Annotated in this window: 15 protein-coding genes and 1 tRNA gene; 12 read left to right on the forward strand and 4 right to left on the reverse strand. The window is 69.0% G+C overall.

Annotated features, from left to right (window positions below):
* Positions 1–191 precede the first annotated feature (191 nt).
* From OIE40_RS16210 to OIE40_RS16225, 4 genes are all read left to right on the forward strand, one after another.
* Positions 192–812 (forward strand): tRNA adenosine deaminase-associated protein, encoded by a 621-nt coding sequence (locus OIE40_RS16210; RefSeq protein ID WP_264703984.1) that lies wholly within the window; start codon positions 192–194, stop codon positions 810–812.
* A gap of 21 nt (positions 813–833) precedes the next feature.
* On the forward strand, positions 834–1,265 hold the full coding sequence (locus OIE40_RS16215) for a nucleoside deaminase (RefSeq protein WP_264704039.1): 432 nt from the start codon (positions 834–836) through the stop codon (positions 1,263–1,265).
* On the forward strand, positions 1,262–1,870 hold the full coding sequence (locus OIE40_RS16220) for a YdcF family protein (RefSeq protein WP_264703987.1): 609 nt from the start codon (positions 1,262–1,264) through the stop codon (positions 1,868–1,870). Before OIE40_RS16215 ends, OIE40_RS16220 begins: the two co-directional genes overlap by 4 nt.
* 10 nt (positions 1,871–1,880) lie before the next feature.
* A tRNA-Ser gene (locus tag OIE40_RS16225) sits at positions 1,881–1,969 on the forward strand.
* 19 nt (positions 1,970–1,988) lie between these two features.
* Here the strand turns inward: OIE40_RS16225 and OIE40_RS16230 are convergent.
* Positions 1,989–2,642, reverse strand: coding sequence for a hypothetical protein (locus tag OIE40_RS16230; protein ID WP_264703988.1), 654 nt, complete (start codon positions 2,640–2,642; stop codon positions 1,989–1,991).
* Between the two features lie 1,044 nt (positions 2,643–3,686).
* Here OIE40_RS16230 and OIE40_RS16235 point away from each other — a divergent pair.
* The 7 genes from OIE40_RS16235 (at position 3,687) to OIE40_RS16265 (ending at position 10,923) form a co-directional block, all read left to right on the forward strand.
* Positions 3,687–4,649 carry an ABC transporter permease gene (locus OIE40_RS16235; protein ID WP_264703989.1) on the forward strand — a complete coding sequence of 321 codons (963 nt, stop codon included), beginning with the start codon at positions 3,687–3,689 and terminating at the stop codon, positions 4,647–4,649.
* Positions 4,649–5,536 carry a carbohydrate ABC transporter permease gene (locus tag OIE40_RS16240; RefSeq protein WP_264703991.1) on the forward strand — a complete coding sequence of 296 codons (888 nt, stop codon included), beginning with the start codon at positions 4,649–4,651 and terminating at the stop codon, positions 5,534–5,536. Before OIE40_RS16235 ends, OIE40_RS16240 begins: the two co-directional genes overlap by 1 nt.
* A 33-nt stretch (positions 5,537–5,569) precedes the next feature.
* Positions 5,570–7,240 (forward strand): type 2 periplasmic-binding domain-containing protein, encoded by a 1,671-nt coding sequence (locus OIE40_RS16245; RefSeq protein WP_264703992.1) that lies wholly within the window; start codon positions 5,570–5,572, stop codon positions 7,238–7,240.
* Positions 7,241–7,362: 122 nt separating this feature from the next.
* Positions 7,363–8,361, forward strand: a complete 999-nt coding sequence (dhaK, locus tag OIE40_RS16250) for a dihydroxyacetone kinase subunit DhaK (RefSeq protein ID WP_264703994.1) — start codon at positions 7,363–7,365, stop codon at positions 8,359–8,361.
* Entirely contained in the window at positions 8,362–8,997 is a 636-nt protein-coding gene (gene dhaL, locus OIE40_RS16255) for a dihydroxyacetone kinase subunit DhaL (RefSeq protein WP_264703996.1), read from the forward strand.
* Positions 8,994–9,377 (forward strand): dihydroxyacetone kinase phosphoryl donor subunit DhaM, encoded by a 384-nt coding sequence (dhaM, locus tag OIE40_RS16260; RefSeq protein ID WP_264703999.1) that lies wholly within the window; start codon positions 8,994–8,996, stop codon positions 9,375–9,377. Before dhaL ends, dhaM begins: the two co-directional genes overlap by 4 nt.
* A 76-nt stretch (positions 9,378–9,453) precedes the next feature.
* Entirely contained in the window at positions 9,454–10,923 is a 1,470-nt protein-coding gene (locus tag OIE40_RS16265; RefSeq protein ID WP_264704041.1) for a potassium/proton antiporter, read from the forward strand.
* A gap of 15 nt (positions 10,924–10,938) precedes the next feature.
* Here the strand turns inward: OIE40_RS16265 and OIE40_RS16270 are convergent, their stop codons facing one another.
* Positions 10,939–11,484, reverse strand: a complete 546-nt coding sequence (locus OIE40_RS16270) for a LytR C-terminal domain-containing protein (RefSeq protein ID WP_264704000.1) — start codon at positions 11,482–11,484, stop codon at positions 10,939–10,941.
* Between the two features lie 52 nt (positions 11,485–11,536).
* On the reverse strand, positions 11,537–11,830 hold the full coding sequence (locus OIE40_RS16275) for a type II toxin-antitoxin system VapB family antitoxin (RefSeq protein WP_264704001.1): 294 nt from the start codon (positions 11,828–11,830) through the stop codon (positions 11,537–11,539).
* Between the two features lie 75 nt (positions 11,831–11,905).
* On the opposite strand from OIE40_RS16275, the gene OIE40_RS16280 reads away from it, so the two are divergent.
* Positions 11,906–13,504: a DUF853 domain-containing protein gene (locus tag OIE40_RS16280; protein ID WP_264704003.1), complete on the forward strand. Its 1,599-nt coding sequence runs from the start codon at positions 11,906–11,908 to the stop codon at positions 13,502–13,504.
* A 62-nt stretch (positions 13,505–13,566) separates the two neighbouring features.
* Here OIE40_RS16280 and OIE40_RS16285 read toward each other — a convergent pair whose 3' ends face one another.
* The gene (locus OIE40_RS16285) at positions 13,567–14,016 is read right to left on the reverse strand and encodes a hypothetical protein (RefSeq protein WP_264704005.1); all 450 of its coding nucleotides are present in this window, start codon (positions 14,014–14,016) and stop codon (positions 13,567–13,569) included.
* Positions 14,017–14,149: the final 133 nt, after the last annotated feature.

Raw genomic sequence — 14,149 nt, forward strand, 5'->3', positions numbered from 1 at the left:
CCTGCCCGAAACCGCCCCAACAGGCCCCCCGCAGCGACTCGAGCAGCCGACAACGCCCACACCCAACCCCTCCAAGAGCACGATCACCGTCACTCACGCCACGAATGGCACGTTGATCAGCGGTTCCTTAGTGGTCGCGAACCTTCGCAGCGCGTTGTGCGTCTGGTTGGTGGGCGTGAAACGATGGGGGCATGAGCAGGTACACCGATGACACCGACGGCGGCGACGACCGCCCGGGGCTCGACGAACTCGAGCCGGCGGTGGAGTTGCTCGGTGACGTGCTCGACGACGACGAGACCGACGACGACGACGAGGACGACTACCCCGAGGACGCCACCGAGGACGACATCGACCTGGTCGTGGCGCTGTACCGCGAGGACGGGCAGCCGGTGGCCGTCGCGTTGGCGCTCGAGCTGGCCAACGACCTCGACGAGCTGATCAACCAGCTGCGCCGGATTCCCGGCGACGCCGGTGCGGTCGGGCTGGTGTCCATCGCGTCGGAGTTCTTCGTGATCGTGCGGGTCCGGGGCAAGAAGGTGCAGGTGCTGCTGTCGGACGAGCTGGCCGCGACCGATTGGCCGATCGCCCGCGACGTGGCCGACTTCCTGGGCTCGGAGCTTCCCGAGGACGAGGACGACGCCGGCCCGATCGGCGACTTGGACATCTTCGGCGACGTCGGCCTGCAGGACTTCGAACTCGAGGCGCTGTGCGACTCCGACGACGATTCCGACGTGTTGGTCGAGCGGATCGTGAAGCGGCTCAATTACGGGCCGCAGTACCGCAAGACGGTGCAGACGTCCTTCGGGCTCTGAGTGACCCGCTGGTCGCCGTTGATGGCGCGAGCGCGGGCCGAGGCGGCGCTGGCCGTTGAGCATGGTGACGTGCCGATCGGCGCGGTGCTGCTGTCGGCGTCCGGCGAGGTGGTGGCGGTCGCGCACAACGAACGTGAACTGACCGGAGACCCGACCGCGCACGCCGAGGTGCTGGCGCTGCGACGGGGCGCCGAGGCGTCCGGCTCGTCGCGGTTGGACGGTCACACGCTGGTGGTGACACTGGAGCCGTGCACCATGTGCGCCGGCGCGCTGGTGCTGGCCCGCATCGAACGGGTCGTGATCGGCGCCTGGGACCCGAAGGCGGGGGCGGTGTCGTCGTTGTTCGACGTCGTCCGCGACCCCCGGCTCAACCACCGCGTCCAGGTGGTGGGCGGCATCGACGCCGACGAGTGCGGCGCCCAGCTGCGGAAGTTCTTCGAGGCGCACCGTTGACCTGGTTCGCCGGCCGAGTCGTCGTCTGGGCGCCGGTAGCGGTCTGGCTCGCCGCCGAGGCCGCGCACGCAAGCGCCACCGTCATCCCGGCGAACGCCGGCACCCCGTCCCTTCCCAACGTCACCCTGCTCGTCCTCGGCTGCCCCGCCGACAAGGACGGACGCCCCTCGGCGCTGCAGCGTTGGCGGGTCGATCTGGCAGCCCGCAGCGCCGGTGCCGCGGACCGGTTCCTCTTCACCGGCGCCGGCGAGGCCGGCGTGATGGCCGCCGACCTGATCGGACGCCACGGCATCGACCCGGCGCGGGTGACCTGCGAGAACGAGGCGACCACCACCTGGGAGAACATCGCCAACTCGGCAGCGTTGATCGCTCCCGGCGGCGGCGTGTTGATCATCTCCGACCCGTTGCACGTGCGCCGCGCCCAGCGCTACTGGCGGCTGCAGTTTCCCGAGCGTGCCGGCGAGCTGCGGTCGGCGAAGCTGTACCGGTTCGGGGAGCATCCGGTGCTGAAGGTGCTCACCGCCGCCTATTCGATCGTGCTGCGAACGCTGCGCTACCGGCCGGCGGGCAACCGGATTTGGCAGCGGGTGGAGGCCAACCGATAGAATCACCGGCGGTGGCGTGTCCGAGCGGCCTAAGGAGCACGCCTCGAAAGCGTGTGTGGGTTCTGCCCACCGTGGGTTCAAATCCCACCGCCACCGCCAGACCGTGTCGCCGTCCCACCTAAGGGTGGGGCGGCGTTCGGGTGTCCAGCCACCACAGCGCGGCCCGTTCGAGGTCGGAGTGGTCGTGCAGGTCGGTGGTGTCGTCGGGCGTCACCCGGTATTCGCTGCCGGTGGGCGACTGCCACCAGAACGTGCCCGATCGGGGTTGGCGAAGCCGCCACCGCCCGGCGGTCTTGGCTCGATGGATTCGGCGGCGCAGTGGCGCCAGGTTCGACGCCCTGGTCTGGCCCTTCACGCCGGGCCGGTAGGGCGTGGTGTGTTCGGCGTCCAGGTTGCGGGCCGACCGGCTGGAGTAGGGGAACGGTTCGACGCCGTCGCGCAGGACGATCTGTTCGCGCATCCGCGCGGGCACCTCGTAGTTGTCGACCGCGGGGTCGTCGCCGGCGTGCAGCACGGGAGTGACCGTGATCCGGGTGGTGCCGAACAGCTCCGCCAGCTGAGTGCGGGTGAGCGGGCCGAGGGTCTCCGAGCGCGCCACGCACCGGGCGCTGTCGAGCAGGTCTGCGGACAGGTGCACGTACACCTTGGTGCGCGGCACGTAGCGTTCGTCGTCGCGTCCTTCGAGCAGCGCTGCCGCACGGCCGGGGGTGGCCAGGACGCCGAGCGCCCGCGACCGGCGCACGTCGAGCTCGGCGTCGTCGAGCGCGCCCACAGCTCGGTCACCAGCGGCTCGTCGGTGCTCGCGGTCTTCACGAAGCGTGCCTCGCGGGCCCGCTTCGCCGCCGCTTCGACCTGCTCGGTCGCCAGTTGCGCGATCAGGCCGCGCGCGTGCCGCATCACCCTCGGCCAGCCGACGCGTCCGTAGCGGGACGCCAGCCTGTCGTCGATCGCCGTGACCTGCGCCACGGTCAGGTCGTAGCGGGCGGTCACCTGCACCAGCCGGAAGGCGTGATGCCTGCTGACGGCGCCGGCCAGCACTCTGTTCCAGAGCTTGGGCAGCCGGCACTGCAGGTAGAGCACGTCGCGGATCAGCCAGGTCGCGGCCTCGACCGACACCCCGGTCGCGGCCGCCACCTCCAGCGGCAGGAACTCGCCCACCAGCGGTGTGCCGTCGGAGCCGACCCGGACCGCCCGCTCGCCCACCACGTCCAGCTCGTCGGTGGTCGTCCAGTCGTGCTCGTGAGCCAGGTCGGAGATGGCCCGCAACTCCTCGGCTTCGGCGAGCCTGCGCAACTGCCCCGCTGACCGCAACCGGTCGACCGCAGAAGCGGCGCGATCGATGCGGAGAAGCTGGGTCGACATGCACATATAGTAATGCATTAGAATGACTGCGACAAGGAGTTATCGGTACATAATCATACAAAGTTACGCGAGCTGCTGGCAGGCATCTCGACCGTCATCTGCTGACCTGATCGGCTGGCCATCGAGCAGATCCACCCGACATTGGCGGCCGTCGGGTGACCCGCCTGCGCAGCGGCGGCATTGATGGCATTGTTGTGAAACGTCGCGATTCACCACGAACCTCGGCTGTTGGCCGGACGCCGCCGCGAGCAGGGCGTCCACGCAGCTGTTGCCATTGCCCAGGCTGATCTCCGACGTCCAGGGTCGCCGGCGCTGCCGGCCGCCTCACCCTCAAGGGCGACTTCCGTTGACACCCCCACACCGCCGACCTATCTTCCCCTCACAGGGTCTGCGCTAGTCAGGGCGCAATTCATGGTCCTGCGCAGCTCCACCAGCGTCGGTAGGGAGGTTCGCCTTGGCGGTCCAGCAGGTAGGGGCGAGCCTCGCCGGCCAGCCGGTGCGCGCCGCCTCCCGCAAGCTGCCGCTGTGGCGCAGGGTCTGGCGCGAACGCTGGATGTACCTGCTGATGCTGCCGGGGTTCGCCTACTTCGTCGTCTTCGAGTACCTGCCGCTGGGCGGCAACATCGCGGCCTGGCAGGACTACTCGCCCTACCTCGGGCTCGACCGCAGCCTGTGGGTCGGCTGGGACAACTTCGTCCGCATCTTCGAGGACCCGGAGCTGATCCGCGCGTTCTGGAACACCCTGTTGCTCAGTTCGCTGCAGATCGTCTTCGCGTTCCCGGCCCCATTGCTGCTGGCGTTGATGCTGCAGAGCATCCTGTCCGACCGGGTACGCCGTGTCGTCCAGGCGATCGTGTACCTGCCGCACTTCATCGGCTGGGTGATCGTGATCTCGATCTGGAACGAGATCCTCGGCCCGCTGGGGGTGCTGAACGGCGTCCTGACCGGCCTGGGGTTGCCCGCGGCCGACATCATCGGCAACCCCGCCGCCTTCCCCGGCCTGGTCACCGCACAGGTGGTCTGGAAGGAGGTGGGCTGGGGCACCATCATCTTCCTGGCCGCGCTGCTGAACATTCCCTCCGAGCTCTACGAGCAGGCCGCCATCGACCGGGCCGGGCCCTGGCGCCGGCTGTGGCACGTCACTCTGCCCGGGCTGGCCTCGGTGATCGTGCTGCTGCTCATCCTGCGGCTCGGCAGCGTGCTCAGCGTCGGTTTCGAGCAGATCCTGCTGCAGCAACCCATCTACGGTGCGGACGCCGCCCAGACCCTCGACACGTTCGTCTACTTCCGCGGCATCAACGGCGGCGACTGGGGCCTGGCGACCGCAGCCGGCCTGGTGAAGGGCCTCGTGGCGTCCGCCCTCGTCATCGGCTCCAACCAGCTGGCCAAACGGCTCGGCGGGGAGGGGATCTTCTGATGGCGTCCCGGCCACCGTGGATGGAGAAGCCGCACCCGATCACCCAGGCGGTCAAGGTGCTGGTGTTGGCCGCCACCGCGATCGTGATGGTGTTCCCCTTCGTCCACATCATCATGGTCAGCCTGTCGGACGCCTCGAAGTACACCCCCGGCGACCTGCTGCTGTGGCCGGTCGGCTTCACCACGAAGGCCTACCAGCTGGTGATCGGCGGCGACGTCGTGCCGCGCGCGCTGCTGGTGTCGATCGGGGTGACGCTGCTCGGCACCCTGTTCAGCATGGTGCTCACCGTCACCCTGGCCTACGCGCTGACCCAGACCAGGCGGGTGCCGGGCTCCCGGTTCGTGCTGCTGGTGGTGCTGTTCAGCATGCTGTTCAGCGCCGGGATCATTCCCAACTACCTGCTGGTGCGGCAGCTCGGGCTGATCGACAGTTACTGGGCGCTGGTGCTGCCCGGCGCGGTCAGCGCCTTCAACATGCTGGTGGTGCGCAACTTCTTCATGAACATCCCCGAGGAGCTGTTGGACGCCGCCCGCATCGACGGGGCGAGCGAGATCGGCATCCTGTGGCGGGTGGTGCTGCCGCTGTCGAAGGCGGTGCTGGCGGTGATCGCGCTGTTCTACGGCGTTGGCTATTGGAACGCCTTCTTCGGCGCGATGCTCTACCTCAACGATCCCCGCATGTGGCCGGTGCAACTGGTGCTGCGGCAGTACGTGCTGGAGGCCGACCCCATCCCGGGCACGGTGATCGAGAACACCCAGCTGCAGATCACCCCGCACACGGTGCAGATGGCCGTGCTGGTGCTGGCCACCGTGCCGATCCTGATCGTCTACCCGTTGTTGCAGCGCTACTTCACCAAGGGCGTCCTGACCGGCGCGATCAAAGGCTGATCACCCATCCCCCACCACGCAAAGGAGCGGCCGATGTCCGAGGAACTGTTCAACGCCACGCTGTCGAGGCGCAACGCGCTGCAACTGGGCGCCCTCGCCGGGGCCGGCGCGTTCGCCCTGGCCGGCTGCTCCAACGAGGGACGCGGCGGCCCGGTCAGCACCGACGGCGCCGACCTGCCGCTGCCCAACAGCAAGCCGTACCCGCAGCTGGACGGCATGATCCTCAGCCAGGTCGAGGGTGTCCCGCCCGCCTACACCACGCTGCCCAGCCCCGGCGTCCAGACCGTCACCGACAAGCCGGGCAAGGGCGGCGACATCTCCAGCCTGACCATCACCTGGGGTCCGGCGCCGAAACTGGACAGCAGCAACCAGTGGTACGCCGCCGTCAACGCAGCGCTCGGCGCCACCCTGAAGCCGATCGTGGTGCCGGCCCAGTCATTCGGCGACCGGCTGGTCACCACCATCGCCAGCGGCGACATCCCCGACATCACCACCAACGAGCCCAGCTATCGCGGCCGCGGGGCGCGCAAGTACCTGCCGCAGGGCGTCTTCCACGACCTGCGGAAGTTCCTCGGCGGGGACAAGGTGGACGCCTACCCGAACCTCGCGCTGGTGCCCGCCTACGCCTGGCAGAACTCGCTGATCAACGGGGCCGTCTACGGCGTCCCGTGCTACCGGAACCAGACCATCGGCGGCACCATCCTGTACCGCTCGGACTGGGCCGCCAAGGGCGGCTTCGACGGTAAGCCGACCACCGCCGACGAGCTGTTCCGGTGGCTGCAGGCGATGCAGTCCGGCGGTGGGAAGGGCAGCTACCCGCTGGCCACCCTCGACCAGACGCTCGGCTTCTGCGGCAAGCAGGTGTACAAGGTGCCCAACACCTGGCGGCGGGACGGCAACAGCCTGGTCGCAGCCCATGAGACCGACGAGTACGAGGCGGCACTGGCCTTCGCCGCCAAGATCTGGAAGGCCGGGCTGGTGCACCCCAACATGCTGACCCTGACCCCGAACCCGACCGAGTACCAGGGTCAGTTCTACGCCGGCCGGGTCGGCTTCACCAACGGCAGTATCGACAGCTACTACGGGCTGACGGGGCAGATCGCCAAGCTGAAGGAGCGCGATTCCGCCGCCACCGCCGACGTGCTCGTCCCGCCCGGCGCGGACGGCGGCGTCGGCATGGTGCCGCCCGACCTGGGCTACTACTGCATGCTCTCCATTCCCTCGTCGGTCACCGACGAGGAACGCATCCACGAACTGCTCGGCATCATCAACTACCTGGCCGCGCCGATGGGCAGCCAGGAGTACCTGCTGGTGCACTACGGGGTCGAGGGGCACAACTACACGATGGAGAACGGACTGCCCAAGGCCAACACCGACGCCGACCTGGCGACCGAGTCGTTCCTGTCCATGCTGGGTTCGTTCAGCAACGGCTTCTTCTTCCCCGGCGCCCCGGCCGACGACGCCGCCACCTGCCAGCGCTACGCCGAACAGATGGTCGCCGCGTTCGTCCCGAACCCGGCCAACGGGCTCGACTCCGAGGCCTCGTTCTCCAAGGGCGACGCGCTCGCGGCGATGATCCTCGACTACGAGGGCGCGATCGTGACCGGGCGCCGTCCGGTCTCCGACGTCGCCGACCTGCGCTCGCGGTGGAAGGCCAGCGGCGGTGACCAGATGCGCCGAGAACTCGAGTCGCAACTGAGCTGAGCCGGTCCCCGCCAACTGGGTTGAACATGTGCAGACAAGTTGGCGGGTTCCCTTTCGCAAGCGGGCATCTTTGGGCAGAGTTGAGCCTGCGCGCGGGGCGCATCGAGCAATAGGGAGATTCAATGAAGAAGCTCATCAACGATCCTGCCGACGTGGTGCCGGAGACCCTGAAGGGTTTCGCGGCCGCCAACGCCGACCTGGTGACCGTTCATTTCGATCCTGACTACGTGGTTCGGGCGGACGCCCCGATCCAGGGCAAGGTCGGACTGGTCTCTGGCGGCGGCTCGGGCCATGAGCCGTTGCACGCGGGCTTCGTGGGGCAGGGCATGCTCGACGCGGCGGTGCCGGGGGCCGTGTTCACCTCACCCACCCCCGACCCGATCCTCGAGGCGACCAAGGCGGTCGACGGTGGCGCTGGCGTCCTGCACATCGTGAAGAACTACACCGGTGACGTGCTCAACTTCGAGACCGCCGCCGAGTTGGCCGAGTTGGAGGACATCACGGTGAAGGCCGTGGTGGTCAACGACGACGTGGCGGTCGAGGATTCGACCTGGACCGCCGGACGCCGCGGCGTGGCCGGCACCGTGCTGGTGGAGAAGATCGCCGGCGCGGCCGCCGAACGCGGCGACGACCTCGACGCCGTCACCGCCGTCGCCGAGAAGGTGATCGGCCAGGTGCGCTCGATGGGGGTGGCGCTGACCGCCTGCACCGTGCCGCATGCCGGCAAGCCGTCGTTCGACCTGGGCGAGGACGAGATCGAGATCGGTATCGGCATCCACGGCGAGCCGGGCAGGCACCGCATCCCGCTGGCGTCGGCCAACGAGATCACCGACCAGCTCGTCGACCCGATCCTGGCCGACCTGAACCTCGACGGCGGCCAGGTGCTGCTGTTCGTGAACGGCATGGGCGGTACGCCCGAGTCCGAGCTGTACATCGTCTACGCCCACGCCCGGGAGCGGCTGGAGGCCGCCGGGCTCGAGGTGACGAGGTCGCTGGTCGGCAACTACATCACGTCACTGGAGATGCAAGGATGCTCCATCACGGTGCTGAAACTCGACGACGAACTCACGGCTCTGTGGGACGCACCGGTCAAGACCGTCGCACTCAGAAGGGGTGTCTGAATGACCAATCTGGACGTGGAATGGGCCAAGGACTGGATGCGTCGCGCGTCGGCCATCCTGACCGAACACCGGATGGAACTGATCGACCTCGATCGGGCGATCGGTGACGGTGACCACGGCGAGAACATGTCGCGCGGCTTCGCCGTGGTGGTGACACGGCTCGACGAGGCCCCGCCCGAGGACGTGGCCGGGGTGTTCAAGGTGGTGGCCCAGACCCTGATGGCCAAGGTCGGCGGGGCGTCCGGACCGCTGTACGGCACCGCTTTCATGCGGGCCGCCAAGTCGGCCGAGGGCGAACTCGACTCGGCCTGGGTGGTCACGTTGTGCGAGGCGGCCCTCGACGGCATCGTCACCCGCGGTAAGGCGACCACCGGTGAGAAGACAATGGTGGACGCCTGGACGCCGGCGATCGAGGCGGCCCGGGCCGCGGCCGAGGCCGGCAAGTCGCCGGCCGAGACGCTGCGGGCGGCGGCCGACGCCGCCGCGGACGGGGCGGAGAAGACGGTCCCGATGAAGGCGACGAAGGGCCGGGCGTCCTACCTGGGCGAACGTTCGATCGGCCACAAGGATCCCGGGTCGACCTCGACGTCCTATCTGCTGGCGACGGCCGCGGACGCCGCCGAGGCTGCCGCGTGAGCATCGCGTTCGTGATCGTCTCGCACTCGGCCAAGCTGGCCGAGGGCGTGGTGGAACTGGCCAAGCAGATGGCGCAGGACGTGGAGTTCCGGGCCGCCGGCGGCAGTGACGCCGGCGGCATCGGCACCTCCTTCGACCTGATCCTGACCGCCGTCGAGGAGTTGACCGGTGCCGGGCACCAGGTGGCCCTGCTGACCGACCTCGGCTCGGCCGACATGACGGTCGAGGCGGTGCTCGAGGTGGTCGACCCCGACCAGGTCCGGTTCTGCCCGGGCCCGTTGGTCGAGGGCGCGGTCTCGGCCGGGGTCACCGCCCAGATCGGCGGTGACCTGGACGCCGTCGAGACCGCGGCCCGGGCCCGGGAGCTGTTCACCGACTGAGCCGGCCCGCGTCCGGTCGTAACACGGACTCAATAGAGTGACCCCAGGAACGGAAGGGTGACTCTTGGGCCTCGACATGGTGCTGCTCGCCGGGGCTGCGGTGCTGCTCGCCGCCCTCGGCGCTGCCCGGTTGTCCAGCTACCTGGGGTTGCCGTCGCTGCTGCTGTTCCTTTTCCTGGGCGTCGGCGTGGGCCTGTGGGTCGAGTTCGACAACGCCTCGCTGGCCCACGACCTCGGCTTCGCCGCCCTTGTGCTGATCCTGGCCGAGGGTGGCTTCACCACCAAGTGGCGCGAGATGCGCTCGGTGCTCAGCCTGGCCGGGCTGCTGGCGACCGTGGGCATCTGCGTCTCGATCGGTGCGATGACCCTGTTCGGGCACTTCGTGCTGGGCCTCGACCTGGCGACCGCGCTGCTGCTCGGTGCGATCACCGCCCCGACCGACTCGGCCGCGGTGTTCTCGGTGCTGCGCCGGGTACCGATCCCGGGCCGGATCCGGGCCGTCCTCGAGGCCGAGTCAGGGCTCAACGACGCCCCGGTGGTGCTGCTGGTCACCGCGGCCACGGCCTGGGCGCTGGGGGAGAGCAACGAGGGGCCGGGCGAGATCCTGCTGATGGTCGGCGTCGAACTGGTCGGCGGGGTGATCCTGGGCGCGGCGATCGGCTGGCTGGGGGCGAAGCTGCTGAAGCAGATCGCGCTGCCGGCGTCCGGCCTGTACCCGTTGGGCGCGATGGGCTGGGCGCTGCTCGCCCACGGCGCCGGCGCCTCGCTGCACGTCTCGGGCTTCGCCGCCGTCTACATCTGCGCGGTGGTGCTCGGCAACTCCGACCTGCCCCACCGCAACGCCACGAAGTCGTTCGCCGAGGGCATCGGCTGGGTCGCCCAGATCGGGCTGTTCGTGATGCTCGGGCTGCTCGCGCACCCCGAGAGGTTTTCCTCGACGGTTGTGGTCACCGGCGTGCTGGCCGGGCTGTTCCTGACCCTGATCGCGCGACCGCTGTCGGTGCTGACCACCGCGACCTGGTTCCGGATGCCGTGGCGCGAACAGGCCTTCCTGTCCTGGGCGGGCCTACGCGGCGCCGTGCCGATCATCATGGCGACAGTGCCGTTGGCGTCCCCGTTGCCGCAGGCCAAGGACATCTTCGACCTGGTCTTCGTGTTCGTCGTCGTGTACACCACCCTGCAGGCGCCGACGCTGGGCTGGGCCGCGCGCAAGCTGGGCGTCACCACCGGCGACGACGCCGTCGACATCGAGGTCGAGGTGGCGCCGCTGGACAAGATCCAGGCCGACTTCATGCAGATCAAGGTGCCGAGCGGTTCGCACCTGCACGGGGTGACGATCTTCGAGTTGCGGCTGCCGCCGAGCACGGTGGTGTCGCTGATCATCCGCGACGGCAAGCCGTTCGCGCCGGGGGCGCGTGACGTGGTCCGCTCGGGCGACGAGTTGCTGGTGGTGGTGCCGTCCAGGTTCCGCGACCGGGTGGAGGCCCGGTTCAAGCAGGTATCCCGAGGCGGACGCCTGTCGCGCTGGCGTGACAACCGCCGCTGAGGCTCCGGGCCGCGTTCAGGAGTTGGTCGGCGAGGGCGTCGGGGACGCGGGCGCCGAGGTCTGGGACGACGGCAGGGCGGGCAGACACACGTCGCCCTTCACCGCGATCTTGGTCTTCGGGTTCTCCTGATAGCCCGCGAAATCGTCACCCAGCAGCACGTCGACGACGTGGTCGACGCGGCCGTCGCCGACCCGCTTGGCGTTCTTGAAGAAGCCGGCGACCAGCTTGACCTCGGGGTCGTCCTTGGAGTTGCCGACGACGACGGTCTGGGCCATCCGCTGATCGCTGTTGTTGACCTTGAGGATGAAGAACCCTCGCGAGCGCAGGGTGGTGCTGGCCCGCTTGGCGAGGCCGCCGTTGAGTCCCGCGTTGAGCGTGCGAACGGTGACGTACTTCGGGGTGAGGACGCCGCCGACGTCGGTCATCACGCACGGCTCCGCCGGGCGGGGCGGGATCTCGGCGGTCGCGTTCTTGTACCCCCAGAAACCACCGAAGGCGACCAGAGCGGTCAACGCCAGCAGGGTCAGCGGGGTCTTCACGACCCGGATGAACTGCCGCACGCTTCCTCAACTCCTCGGCTGGAACTCCGCACAGCCTACTTGATCGGGTCGGCTACTTCAGTTCCAGCACCCGCGCGTGCATCGTCTGACGCTGCTGCAACGCGGCCCGCAGGGCGCGGTGCAGGCCGTCCTCGAGGTAGTAGTCGCCGTTCCAGTGGATGACGTGCGCGAACAGGTCGCCGTAGAAGGTCGAATCCTCCTCGAGCAGCTGCTCCAGGTCGAGGGTGCTCTTGGTGGTGACCAGCTGGTCGAGCCGGATCTGCTGCGGAGCGATCGCCGCCCACTGCCGCTGCACGTACCCGTGCGCGGGATAGGGACGCCCCTCGCCGACTCGCTTGAAGATCACCGCGCCAGTCTATCGGTCTCCACATCGGCCGCGCCGACGACCCCGGCGGCAGCCGTCTCGCCCTACAGTGTGGCCATGTCGACCTCACCCGACGTGTCAGCCATCATCTCCGGCTACACCTTCGACACCGAATCGATCGAATTGGGCGTCCTGGTCGCCGACGGGGCGCCCGTCCCGGAGGCCCGGATCCGCATCTCGCTGTCGATGCTGAACCGGCACGGCCTGGTCGCCGGCGCGACCGGCACCGGCAAGACCAAGACCCTGCAGCTGATGACGGAGCAGATCGCGCGCGCCGGCGTCCCGGTGTTCGCCGCCGACATCAAGGGTGACCTGTCGGGGCTGGCGCTGCCCGGGGCGTCCTCGCAGAAGCTGCTCGACCGGACGAAGGCGATCGGCCAGGACTGGCAGCCGCACGGCTGTCCGGTGGAGTTCTACACCCTCGGTGGCCAGGGCACCGGCGTGCCGTTGCGGGCCACCATCAGTTCGTTCGGGCCGATCCTGCTGAGCAAGGTGCTGGGCCTGAACGAGACCCAAGAGTCGACGCTCGGGCTGGTGTTCCACTACTGCGACACCCAGGGCCTGCCGCTGCTCGACCTGAAGGATCTGCGGACGGTGCTCACCCACCTCACCTCGCCCGAGGGCAAGGCCGACCTGAAGGAACTCGGCGGGGTGTCGGCGGCCACCGCCGGAGTGATCCTGCGGTCCCTGGTCACCCTGGAGACCCAGGGCGGCGAGGAGTTCTTCGGCGAGCCCGAGTTCGACACCCGCGACCTGGTCCGCACCGTCGCCGACGGCCAGGGCGTCATCTCGCTGCTGGAACTGCCCAACCTGCAGGACCGGCCGGCCATCTTCTCCACCTTCCTGATGTGGCTGCTGGCCGACCTGTTCCACGACCTGCCCGAGGTGGGCGACGTCGACAAGCCCAAGCTGGTGTTCTTCTTCGACGAGGCGCACCTGCTGTTCGCCGACGCGTCCAAGGCGTTCCTGCAGGCCATCGCCCAGACGGTGCGGCTGATCCGCTCCAAGGGTGTCGGGGTGTTCTTCGTCACTCAGACGCCCAAGGACGTCCCCGAGGAGGTGCTGGCGCAGCTCGGCTCGCGGGTGCAGCACCAGTTGCGCGCGCACACCCCCAACGACGCCAAGGCGCTGAAGTCGACGGTGGCCACCTATCCCACCTCCGGCTACGACCTGGCCGAGGTGCTGCAGACCCTCGGCATCGGCGAGGCGATCGTGACCGTGCTGAACCCCAGCGGCGCGCCCACCCCGGTGGCCTGGACGCGGATGCGGGCACCCGAGGCGTCCATGGATCCGATGGAGGCGTCGATGATGGCCGGTGGTGTTGCCCAGTCGGGCATGATGCGCAAGTACGGCGCCGAGATCGACCGCGAGTCGGCCTACGAACTGCTGACCCGCCGGCTCGAAGAGGGCGCCGCGGCAGCGCGGGCCGAGGCCGAGCGCGCCGAACAGCAGAAGGCCGCGGCCGCCGAGGCCAAGCAGCGCGAGAAGGACGCCGCGGCCGCCGCCCGCTCCCAGCAGGGCGGTGCGGGCCGCAGTCGCAGCACCGCCAAGAGCGGTGTCGAGAAGGTGCTCAGCTCGCCCACGTTCTGGAACCGGGTGATCACCGTGGGTGGCGAGATCGCCCGCGGCATGATGGGGACCGGCCGCAAGCGGTGACGCGAAACCGCCCCGTCCGGTCGGACGGGGCGGCTCGCAGGCAACGTCGAGGTCGGCGACGCTCAGTTGTAGATCGACAGCACCGCGGACTTGTGCCAGCCGGTGTTCCCGGAGACCACCCCGTTGTCGGAGTGCACGTGGAAGCGGATCTTCTGGTACACCTCCTCCTGGCCCGACTCGGTGTCGACCAGGGTGCGCTTGTTGTGCAGCGTGACCACGCCGCGAGCGGTGAAGGTGGTGGTGCCCAGATGGTCGTCGGGGTTGAGGAAGCCGTCCTCCTCGTACCGTTCCTGGGTGATGTGCGCGTACCGGCCGGCCGAGCAGTTGACGCTGATCCGGTAGTCGATGATCTTCACCCCGTTGGAGTTGGTCGAGGAGTAGATCGGCTTGAGCGGCTCGACGGTGCAGCCGGACGTGGTGTGCGCCTGGGCGCTGGCCGCGGCTGCGATGGGCAGGGCTGCGGCGATCAGTCCGCCGGCGATGAGGCGCCGGGTGCTGGTCTTGAGGGTCATGACGGACTCCTTTCGAGAGTGGCTAATGCCTTGGATCCCCCCGGGGCATTTCCCCGTGACCTCAAGATTGCCGCTCTGACTAGGAGCGATGCGTCTGTCGCTGGATGGAACTGTGGATGTATGCCTGCAGACA

The sequence above is a fragment of the Micropruina sonneratiae genome, assembly GCF_025972045.1.
GTDB classification, from domain to species: domain Bacteria; phylum Actinomycetota; class Actinomycetes; order Propionibacteriales; family Propionibacteriaceae; genus Micropruina; species Micropruina sonneratiae.

Coding starts and splice junctions, on each gene's coding strand:
- OIE40_RS16210 (WP_264703984.1), top strand. CDS start 192: ATGAGCAGGTACACCGATGACACCGACGGCGGCGACGACCGCCCGGGG.
- OIE40_RS16215 (WP_264704039.1), top strand. CDS start 834: ATGGCGCGAGCGCGGGCCGAGGCGGCGCTGGCCGTTGAGCATGGTGAC.
- OIE40_RS16240 (WP_264703991.1), top strand. CDS start 4,649: ATGGCGTCCCGGCCACCGTGGATGGAGAAGCCGCACCCGATCACCCAG.
- OIE40_RS16245 (WP_264703992.1), top strand. CDS start 5,570: ATGTCCGAGGAACTGTTCAACGCCACGCTGTCGAGGCGCAACGCGCTG.
- dhaK (WP_264703994.1), top strand. CDS start 7,363: ATGAAGAAGCTCATCAACGATCCTGCCGACGTGGTGCCGGAGACCCTG.
- dhaL (WP_264703996.1), top strand. CDS start 8,362: ATGACCAATCTGGACGTGGAATGGGCCAAGGACTGGATGCGTCGCGCG.
- OIE40_RS16265 (WP_264704041.1), top strand. CDS start 9,454: ATGGTGCTGCTCGCCGGGGCTGCGGTGCTGCTCGCCGCCCTCGGCGCT.
- OIE40_RS16280 (WP_264704003.1), top strand. CDS start 11,906: ATGTCGACCTCACCCGACGTGTCAGCCATCATCTCCGGCTACACCTTC.
- OIE40_RS16285 (WP_264704005.1), bottom strand. CDS start 14,016: ATGACCCTCAAGACCAGCACCCGGCGCCTCATCGCCGGCGGACTGATC.